This is a genomic window from Corynebacterium sp., from assembly GCF_012837295.1.
GTDB lineage: Bacteria > Actinomycetota > Actinomycetes > Mycobacteriales > Mycobacteriaceae > Corynebacterium.
The window spans coordinates 1-3,331 of the sequence record NZ_DURI01000354.1; the positions used below are offsets into that span (position 1 = coordinate 1).

Consider the following 3,331-nt stretch of genomic DNA (forward strand, 5'->3'; position numbering starts at 1 on the left):
ATCCTGGCCGCGGCGGTCGCGGCGGTGGCGCTGGTCCCGGTCGCGTGGGCGACGGGCGACGACGCCCGCACGTCGGTCCTGGCCAGCCGCGGCTCGACGTACGTGTCCGGCCCCGATCGGCGGGCGATGGAGTGGCTCGCGGAGCAGCCCGACTCCCGGGAGGGCAATGTCCTGGTCAACCCGTCGGAGGGCTCCGGCTGGATGTACGCGCTGCATGGCCTGCCGTCGTTGTTCATGCACTTCCATTGGCCCGACGCGGATTCGGACTTGAGCGCGAAGGCGTTGAACGACGTCGATCTGGCCGGCTCCGGCGTGCCGGGCGATCCCCGCGCCGTCAACGAGGTGGACGTGGCCCTGCGGAAGCTGGGGGTGCGGTACCTCTACGTGTCTCCCCCGTCGGCGAGCGGCGCGGGCGGGGCCGCCCTGGCGTCGAAGTCATGGGCGTTCTCGTCACCGGGGCTGACCCAGGTGTACCGGGACGGCCCCGTCGCGATCTTCGCCGTCGACGCGATGCACCCGCGGGGCCAGGTGGAGCGGATCCTCGCCGATTCGCCGCACCCGCCGCCGCGCCCCGATCCCGCGCGCACGCCGCACCGGCAGCCGATCATCGCGGCTCCCACCGACCAGTCGCGGCCGTTGGCGGGCGCGGTCATCGGCGTGCGGTCGGGTTCCGGCGACGTCACCGGCGATCTCGGCGAGGATTTCCGGCTCGCCGGGGATCCGTCGTCGGACGGGAAGTCCACGAAGGTCGGCCGCGAGACGTCGGCGAAGCTCGCCGATGCCGTGGCCGCCGAACTGCGCCGCCGAGGCGCGACGCCGGTGCTTCTCGACGAGGCCGGCGCGGGAACCGGCGCCGGGTTTGACGCGGTGGTCAACGTGGGCGTCGACGCCGAGGGCGTCGGCCACTCCGGCGTCCGGGTCACCGGCCTGTACCCCGGCACCTCGGGCTTCGAATCCCGGCGCACCGCGGATCTGGCGGGCGGCGTCCGCGACTCGCTGGTGTTCCACCGCTTCTCGGCCGACAGCCGTTACGACGAGGACGGCCGCCGCGGGTACGTCGCCGACGGCCTGGCCCCCGCGTTCCGGGTGCCGCCGACGACGGGAGCCCCGGAGATCATCGCCTCGGCCGGCAACATCGAGAACCCGAACGAGCGCAAGGCACTGTCCACCCGCGAATGGCGCGAGCGTTTCGGGCAGGGCATCGCAGACGGCATCGCCGCGATGCTGCGCCAGCACTGATCCGCCGACTCCGATCCGCCGCCCCTCATCCGGGCCCCGCCATATGATCGGGGCGTGATTGCCCCGCACCGCCGACCCCGCGCCCGCATCGTCCCCGCCCTCATCGTGGCCTCGTGCGCGCTGCTCGCGTCGGCCTGCACCATCGACGGCGGCTCGGCGGCCTCCGGAGGCGGGGCCGAATCGGAGGCGGCGGTGGCGTCGTCAAGCAATCGTTCCGCCGCCCGACCGTCGCCGAGCGATCCGGGCCCGGCCCCCTCCCCCGCCCAGGATCCGAAGCCGAACCCGGACGGTGCGACGCTGGCGGGGGCGACGATCCACCTCGACCCGGGGCACGCTGCCGTGATGCCCGCCGACAACCCGCAGATCACCGACGGCCGCGGCGGCACGAAGCCGTGCCAGGTCACCGGCACCGCGGCGGCCGACGGTTGGCCGGAGCACACGTTCAACTGGCTCATCGCCGAGGCGATCCGCGAGCGACTCGAGGCTCGCGGCGCGACGGTGACCATGAGCCGCCCCGACGACTCCGGCACCGCCGACTGCATTGACGAACGCGCCCGGAAGGAAAACGCCTCGGCGGTCGACCTGGTGGTCAGCCTCCACGCCGACGGCGCGGGCGAGGGCAACCGGGGCTTCCACGTCATCGCCATCGCCGACCCGCTGCCCGCAAACGACGCCCCCGGGTCGCTGCAGCTGGCCGAGGCCATCCGCGACGGATTCGTCGCCGCCGGCTTCGCGCCCTCGAACTACCTGGGCGCCGACGGAATCGACCTGCGCTCCGACCTCACCGGCCTGAACCTGTCGGAAAAGCCGAAGGCGCTGGTGGAGTTCGGCAACATGACCGACTCCGCCGACATCGCCGTCCTGCGGTCCGAGGACGGCCGCGCCCGCATGGCCGACGCCGTCGTCGCCGGCATCGAGGCCGCGCTCGCCGCCCGCGGGTGAGGGCCGGTATTCGACTACTTGTACTCGACGACCACCGGCGCGTGGTCGGTCCAGCGGCGGTCGTACGCCGACGGCTTTTCCACCACCGACGTCACGGCGCGCTCGAGCATCGGCTTCGTCGCCGCCTGGTAGTCGATGCGCCATCCCGCGTCGGTGTCGAACGCCTGGCCGCGGTAGGTCCACCAGGACCACGGGCCGTCGGCGTCGGGGTGCAGGCGGCGGGTGACGTCGAACCAGTCGGGGTCGGCGTTGACCTCCGGCGGAGTCCAGGCGGAACCGTCGGTGAACGCGCCGGCCGCCAGCTCACGGGCCGACGCCTTGAGGCGGGTGTCCTGCGGGGCGTCGTCCGGGAAGGTGCCGAACACCGAGTCCATCCACGCCCGCTCCTGCGGCAGGAACCCGGACTTCGTGCGGTTGGTGCGCCAGTTCTTCAGGTCCTGCTCGCGGTGGCAGATGTTCCAGTCGCCGCCGATGACGGCGTGCGCGCCCTCGCGGCCGGCGGCGCCCAGCTCGGCGAGATGGCCGGAAAACGCGTCGAGGAACCGGTACTTCTCGTCCTGCTTCTCCGTCTTCGCCGACCCGGACGGCAGGTACAGGCTGGCCACGCGCACGTCCTCGGCGATGCCGGAATCCGCCGCCCGCAGAACGCCGGACACGTAGCGGCCCATGCGGTCGAACTCGTCGGAACCGAATCCCACCTGGACGTCGTCAAGCTCCGCCCGAGACAGGATGCCCACCCCGGCCCGGCCCTTGGCCAGCTCATTGTCGGCGCCGACCCAGTGCCAGCCGGCCTCGAGCGCCGGCGCCAGCGCCGCGCGGGCCTGGTCGTCGGTGGAGCGGACCTCCTGCAGCAGCACCACGTCGGCGGAGGTTTCCTCCAGCCAGGGCAGCATGCCCAGATTCTCTTCGTGGCGCTTCTTCACGGCGGCGCGGATGCCGTTGACGTTGAGGGTTGCGATGGTGAGCGGCATGCCCGGCAGCCTACTTCCCCGCCCGGATCCGCTTGACGACGGCCCGCGCGCCCGTCCCCGGGGCCTCGCCTAGGAAGCGGCCTGCAGGACGGTCTTGTCGCGATCGGCGCCCGAGCGCAGCGAACGGGCGCGCAGCCACGCCGCCGGGGCCCACACGAGCATCGCGGCGACGGCCATGA

At 73.2% G+C, this 3,331-nt stretch carries 3 protein-coding genes; 2 read left to right on the forward strand and 1 reads right to left on the reverse strand.

Going from position 1 to position 3,331, the window contains the following annotated elements; all coding sequences use genetic code 11:
• Both GX015_RS11670 and GX015_RS11675 read left to right on the forward strand, forming a co-directional pair.
• On the forward strand, positions 1-1,239 hold a 1,239-nt coding region (locus tag GX015_RS11670), incomplete at its 5' end, for a DUF6541 family protein (RefSeq protein ID WP_291345330.1).
• Positions 1,240-1,293: 54 nt separating this feature from the next.
• Positions 1,294-2,181, forward strand: coding sequence for an N-acetylmuramoyl-L-alanine amidase (locus tag GX015_RS11675; RefSeq protein ID WP_291345331.1), 888 nt, complete (start codon positions 1,294-1,296; stop codon positions 2,179-2,181).
• A 14-nt stretch (positions 2,182-2,195) separates the two neighbouring features.
• Here GX015_RS11675 and GX015_RS11680 read toward each other — a convergent pair whose 3' ends face one another.
• Positions 2,196-3,152 carry an exodeoxyribonuclease III gene (locus tag GX015_RS11680; protein ID WP_291345332.1) on the reverse strand — a complete coding sequence of 319 codons (957 nt, stop codon included), beginning with the start codon at positions 3,150-3,152 and terminating at the stop codon, positions 2,196-2,198.
• Positions 3,153-3,331: the final 179 nt, after the last annotated feature.